Origin of the sequence: Anaerovibrio sp. (assembly GCF_051866355.1) — a bacterium.
Lineage (GTDB): Bacteria > Bacillota > Negativicutes > Selenomonadales > Selenomonadaceae > Anaerovibrio.
The window spans coordinates 1-5,954 of record NZ_JBJDWZ010000182.1 but is presented as its reverse complement, the minus strand read 5'-3'; the positions used below and the strand labels follow the sequence as shown (position 1 = coordinate 5,954).

The 5,954-nt window shown below is 53.5% G+C and carries 4 protein-coding genes; all 4 read left to right on the top strand.

The annotated features are described in order from the left end of the window. Positions 1 to 146: 146 nt before the first annotated feature. Complete coding sequence (locus ACI3UA_RS09610; RefSeq protein ID WP_439724598.1) at positions 147 to 2,156, top strand: GAF domain-containing protein; 2,010 nt, start codon at positions 147 to 149, stop codon at positions 2,154 to 2,156. Position 2,157: 1 nt separating this feature from the next. Then, a complete protein-coding gene (locus tag ACI3UA_RS09605) occupies positions 2,158 to 3,057 on the top strand; it encodes a hypothetical protein (RefSeq protein WP_439724597.1) in 900 nt (299 codons plus the stop codon). Then, a complete protein-coding gene (locus ACI3UA_RS09600; RefSeq protein WP_439724596.1) occupies positions 3,044 to 4,864 on the top strand; it encodes a DUF2194 domain-containing protein in 1,821 nt (606 codons plus the stop codon). The genes ACI3UA_RS09605 and ACI3UA_RS09600 overlap by 14 nt, the downstream gene beginning before the upstream one ends. Before the next feature lie 14 nt (positions 4,865 to 4,878). Further along, on the top strand, positions 4,879 to 5,954 hold a 1,076-nt coding region (pelF, locus tag ACI3UA_RS09595), incomplete at its 3' end, for a GT4 family glycosyltransferase PelF (RefSeq protein WP_439724599.1).

The following is a 5,954-nucleotide window of genomic DNA, read 5'->3' as shown; positions in this document are numbered from 1 at the left end:
AAACTGGAATTTTACAAAACTCTGATAAAATAGTCCTATTCATATACTGCACAAATGTTATATAATATAGTAAAAGTATTGTTTTTGTAGGAACTAGGACTATGGGTATGAAAAATAAAAAAGAAGTTTTTAGGAGAAATGTCCTTTTGGCAGGAAATACAGGCTTTGTGGGGCAGAGCCTGATAGAAAAATTGCAAAAAGAGGACTGGGATGTTGTCACTTTTGAGGGAGACAGCTTTAACCTGTACAATCCCCAGATTGTACTATATTTTTCGGGCAAGGAATATGGACAGGATCTGGTGCAGGTGATGCAGGAGGCACGCCAGCACGGGGCAGGTCGTTTTCTATACGTCACCGGATGCAGTGTGCGTCAGGAATATTATGAGAATTTTGTGCTGGACTGGAGCAGGGCCAACGGGCTTCAGTCCTCTGTTGTCGTGCTGCCGGAAATATTCGGGCAGGGGCAGTCTGCTTCTGACAGCGTTATTGTCAGGCTTTTCTATGCCGCCTGCCGGGGCGAAGGGTTTCAGCTGCAGGGGCGTGACGATACGGCGGCTCCTGTCATGTATCTGGAGGATGCCGCCTACGGCCTGCTCATGGTTATCCAGCAGGAGCTGATGGAGGAACGGATTTACATTACTTCGGACGAATGCCTGAGCTTTACGCAGGTTGTCCTGACCATGAACGGCTTTGCCAGCCTGCCGCAGATTGATATTCTGGGGCAGGGCAGTGAGTTTGCGCCGATGGATGTGCCGGAGCATGCCGTAGAGGCGACAGAGGGCGCGGCAGAGACGGCAGGCACTGTCTATGAGCTGTGCATCAGGCCTAAGTATCAGGCGGCGTCCATGCTGAAGCCTGTCTATGAGTGGTACGCAGAAGAACTGTCAGGCGGCGCTACTGCCGGCATGGCCGGGCAGGAACAGGAGAAAGGCCTCGGCAGGTTGGAGCAGATGAAGCCCTATCTGGAAAATATAGGGCTCTTTGTGCTGGTTGTAATTATCAGTATCCTTCAGGGCAACACCCCGGTAAATTCCGCTACGGGACTGGATATCTCGTACATGTACATAATCATCATGGGAATTCTGTACGGCAAAAAGCAGTCCCTGCCGGCGGTCCTGCCTTCCATGGCACTTCTGACCTGGGGCATTCTCAGCCGGCATGGCGAGCTGGCAAGCGTATTTTATGAGCCTGAAAATATTTTTCATTATTCCACATATCTGTTTTTAGGCGTGTTTACGGGTTATATCACGGATAGCTGGAAGGGACGGCTGGATTCCCTGGGCTACAGGCTCCGTCATTTCAGCAGGCGGTACGATTTTTTGCAGAAGAATTATCAGGCCTCTATCGAGATAAAGGACAAGCTGTATCGTCAGATTGTCAATTCGGATGACAGCATTGGCTGGCTGTATGGCATCATCAGGCAGCTGGATACTGTGGAGGTGGAGGAGATTTTCACCCAGGCTGCCGCAGTGACGGGACGGATTATGGGAACGCAGAATGTAGCTGTCTACGTCATGGGGCGGGAACAGTTCTACATGCGCCAGAAGGTGCGCCTGGGGGACAAGACGGCCAATCTGCCCCATTCCAGAAAGACGGAGGACAATCCCTACATCATGGATATGCTGGCTAACCATCATCTGTTTGTGAATCATGGCCTGCAGCGCGGCCTGCCGGACCTGGCCGCGCCTATCGTCTATGATGGCAGGGTGATTGCCGTCATAGAGATTTATGGCATGGATTTTGAACAGTGGAGCATATATCAGCAGAATCTTCTGTCTGTGACGGCGCGCCTGATTTCCATGGCCATGGGCAAGGCATATCTTTACGAGGAAGGCATACAGAGCCGCCGTTTTGTGCCGCAGACCAGAATTCTGCAGCCGGCGGAATTTGATAAGCTGGAGAGGGGACTGCGGACGAGAGCTGCCCTGCAGGACAATGTCAGGACGCTGATGCTGGAGCTGGACAGTGCAGGCATGAGCTATCAGGAGCTGGACAACAAGCTGTCGGGAGCCATCCGTCAGGAGGACGCCGTAGGGCTCAGGGACGGCAAGGTGTTCCTGCTGCTTCATGATGTGGATGAGGCCGGGCTGCAGCTGGTCAGGCAGAGATTGGTGCATCGCGGCATAGAGGTGTTGGAGAGCAGGGAGCTGGTTTGATATGGGCGATGAGCTGTTTTTGATATGTATATGCGGGCATCTGCTTCTTACAGCGGCCGTGTATTTTGTGGTGCAAAGCAGGGGAGGCAGGCTGCAGGCGGCCACGGAGGCAGGTATCGTGCTGCTGATGCCGGGGGCAGGCCTGCTGGCTATCTGCGCGGCCCGTATCCTGCATAGCATGGGCTTTATGCAGAGCCACATCAACCCGCACAAGCTGATGAACAAAAACGATGTTTTTACCAACCTCATCAGCTATGACGAGAATGTTATTCCCCTGCACGATACATTTCTGGTGGATGATGTGCAGATAAAGCGGAAGGTTTTTCTGGATGCTGTCAAGCAGAACGTGCTGGACAATCCAAAGGTGCTGCGCATGGCGACCTACGATACGGACAGGGAGATAGCCTACTATGCCGTGTCCATGATATCCGGTCATATAGAGGAGCTGGAAAGCGGCATGGCGGAGCTGGAGAAGGAGCTGGAGCAGGCCGGTGATGATATGGAGCTCATCAGGCGCTATGCGGAACTGCTGGGGGATTATCTGCAGCAGGACTATGTGGATGCCCTGACAAAAAAGGAAAAACGTCAGGTATATATCGGACTTATGGGCAGGCTCCTGCAGGAGGAGCCTGATAATGCCGCCTATTGGCAGGCAAAAATCAGTCAGGAGATTGTACAGGAACATTACGAGGAAGCAGAGAAGGACTGCCGCATGTTTCAGCAGGCTTTTCCGGACAGGGAGGAGCCGTATCTTTTGTGTGTGAAGCTTTATTTTGCCATGGGTGAGCCGGAGCTTATCCGGGGGAAGCTGTCAGAGCTGAAATCCAGCAGGGCGCGGCTTTCACCGGAGGCATTGCGGATTCTGCGTTACTGGGGAGGGGCATTCCGTGAAGGGCTTTAAAAAGGAAATATGGGTTACGTTTATGCTGGTAATGGCCCTGGGGGTGTTTTTCCAGCTCAATCGCATGGATGCGTTTCTGCATATCGGCTCCTGGACAAATAGCAGTGCGGCCGGGGAGGCAGGGCAGGAGAGCGAGTTTTCCTCCCTGTCCCGCGAAAAGTATCTGGTGATTTACGATCCCGGTGAGGTGCAGAGCGTCCTGAAAAGGCATATAGTGGAAAAGATTCTGCTGGAGCAGAAGAAGGAGGTTGTCCGCAGGAGCATTTATCAGGGCGGAGAGGTTGACGCTTCCTGCCGCGGCGTGATTATCGCTGCCGGACGGCTGACGGATATGAAGTGCCTGCCGGCTGTGGAGCGCTACGTGGAGCAGGGCGGAACGGCCATGCTTCTCAGCCAGCTGCAGCCGGAGCAGCTTCCTTCGGGAATGCTGGGAAAGCTGGGCGTGGCCTCTGTCGGTCAGGAAGCATCGGCCTATGGCATCAGGGTGACGGGCGATATGTATCCCGGCCTGCAGGGCTTTGGCTTTGACTCGGCTGGCTATGCCACCACGTTGACGCAGGCAGTGCTTCTGCCGGAGGCCAGAACGGAGGTAACGGCCGGTGACGGTACGCCTATCGTCTGGTCAAACCAATGCGGCAAGGGCAGGTATCTGGTTTGCAACAGCAGGGAGCGCGATGACAAAAACAGCTATGGCATGTACACCGCCATGCTGGGGCAGCTGCATGAGGACTATGTATATCCTGTCATGAACATGAAGCTGTTTTTTATCGATGATTTTCCTTCGCCGGTGCCGGAGGGAAACTTTGACAGGATTTATCAGGAAACCGGCCTGAGCACGGCGGATTTTTACCGCAAGCTCTGGTGGCCGGAAATGCTGAACGATGGAAAGAAATACAACTGGAAATATACAGGCTTGGTTATTGAGAGTTACGGCAGTCAGGTCAAGGGGCCTTTTCAGCCGCTGGCAAACGGCGAGGCCAGGAACGGCCTAATCGTGTACGGACGGGAGCTTCTGAAAGCGGGCGGCGAGCTGGGAATACACGGCTACAACCATCAGTCGCTGGCGCCGGCCGGATATGGGCAGGAGCGTTTGGGCTACAATGCCTGGGAAAGCCAGCAGGATATGGTGGAATCCCTGCAGGAAGTGAAGCGGTACGTGGAGGAGGTATATCCCGGCTATGAGCTTCACTCCTACGTGCCGCCATCCAACATCCTGAGCCCGGAGGGAAAGGCCGCCATAAAAAGCGTCTTTCCTGACATGAAGGTATATGCCTCCCTGTATAACGGCCTGGCCGATGCGAAGGAGTATTTCCAGAATTTCCAGGTTAATAAGGATGGCACATGCGAGATTCCGCGGGTATCGTCAGGCTATGCACCAGCGCCGGAGGATATCTGGGAGAGCTACAATGTTGTCTGCTATAATGGCGTATTTTCGCATTTTGTCCATCCTGACGAAATATTCTATGAGGAGAGCAGTAATTTGAGCTGGGCAGTGATGAAAAAAGGCCTGCGGGAGCTTTTTGAGGATATTGACCGGCGTTTTGGCTGGCTGGAGCCTGCTACGGCCTCCGAGGGCGCCGATATTATGAAGAATTATTTTGCGATGGATTACCGGGTGGAGAGAAGCAGTGACGGCATGAAGCTCCACTGCTGGAATTTCAGCCGTCCGCTGACCTTTATATTGCGAAGCGGCAGGGAGGTCGGCCATATAAGTGGCGGCAAGGCGCGCAGGATACAGCAGGATGCCTATGTGCTGACCGTGGAAGAGCCGGAGTTTTCGCTGGAATGGGCAGGTGAGCGGCCATGAGGATATGTTTGTTGGTGGAAGGTTCCTATCCCTATGTGGTGGGAGGCGTGTCCTCCTGGATACAGATGCTGATGGAAGGCTTTCCGGAGCATGAGTTTTTTATCTATGCCCTGGGGGCGGAGGCCCGCGACAGGGGACAGTATAAATATAAATTCCCTGCTAATGTGGTGGGGATTCAGGAGGTCTTTCTGGATGAAATCCTCACCTGCCGGTCGCCGTCCCTGAAGGAGAATATCCTGTCAGATGACGAGCGAAAGTGCATTTATGACCTGGTGGTGGGGGAAAAGCCGATTGATATTGCGGCTATGGCAAGGATTTTCGAGCAGGGAAAGCAGAGAAAAAATCCTCTGTCCATCTTTATGAGCAGTGATTTTTTTGATATCATCAATCAGGTTTACATGGACAGGTACAGCTACCTGCCCTTTACGGATTTTTTCTGGACCATGCGCTCCATGCTGCTGCCGCTGTTTTATTTCCTGCACCAGCCGTTGCCGGAGGCGGATATTTATCACAGCGTCGCCACCGGGTACTGCGGCATTCTCGGCAGTCTGGCGTCAGGCATTGGGCACAAGCCTTTCCTGATTACGGAGCATGGCATTTATTCCCGGGAGCGGGAAACGGAGATTGTCAAGTGCGGCTGGGCCAAGGGGGATTTCAAGTCCGTCTGGATACAGTATTTCTACAATATCGCCAAAATGGCCTATCGTTCCGCTTCCATGGTGGTGACGCTCTTTGAGCAGAATGCGGTCATTGAGCAGGAGCTGGGCTGCAGTCCGGAGAAAATCAGGATTGTGCCCAATGGCATACGCATGGAGCGGTTTCAGCATATAGGTGAGCTGCAGCAGCACGAAGGGCCTATTGTCATAGGCGGCGTGGTTCGCGTGGTGCCCATCAAGGACATCATCACCATGCTGCGGGCTTTTCTGCTGGTTCAGCAGGCGATTCCCGATGCCTGCCTGAAAGTTATCGGCCCTTATGGGGAGGACAAGGAATACTATGAAATGTGCCGCCAGACCGTCAGGACCTTGCAGCTCCGCAATGTGGAGTTTACCGGGTCGGTCAATGTGGCGGAATACCTGCCCAAGCTGGA

Coding starts and splice junctions, on each gene's coding strand:
- ACI3UA_RS09605 (WP_439724597.1), top strand. CDS start 2,158: ATGGGCGATGAGCTGTTTTTGATATGTATATGCGGGCATCTGCTTCTT.